Source organism: Xenorhabdus santafensis (assembly GCF_033949405.1).
Classification (GTDB): Bacteria; Pseudomonadota; Gammaproteobacteria; order Enterobacterales; family Enterobacteriaceae; genus Xenorhabdus; species Xenorhabdus santafensis.
This window is the reverse complement of sequence record NZ_VCDN01000320.1, coordinates 1-298: the sequence shown is the minus strand read 5'-3', so window position 1 is coordinate 298 and position 298 is coordinate 1. Positions and strand designations below refer to the sequence as shown.

Annotated in this window: 1 protein-coding gene; it reads right to left on the bottom strand. The window is 45.6% G+C overall.

Features of this window, described 5'->3' with window-relative positions; genetic code table 11:
• On the bottom strand, positions 1-279 hold a 279-nt coding region (locus FE392_RS22650), incomplete at its 3' end, for a GTP-binding protein (protein WP_319931931.1).
• Positions 280-298: the final 19 nt, after the last annotated feature.

Below are 298 nucleotides of genomic sequence, written 5' to 3'. Positions count from 1 at the left end.
GATCATGTTTTTAACATAGTCAGCGTGACCTGGGCAGTCAACGTGTGCATAGTGACGAGTTTCAGTTTCGTACTCAACGTGTGCAGTTGAGATTGTGATTCCGCGCTCTCTTTCTTCTGGAGCAGCGTCGATTTGATCGTATCCGCGTGCTTCAGCACCACCAGCTTTTGCAAGAACTGTAGTGATCGCAGCAGTTAATGTAGTTTTACCATGGTCAACGTGGCCGATTGTACCGCTGTTAACATGGGGTTTAGAACGTTCGAATTTAGCTTTAGCCATTCTAAATTCCTCCTTAGTT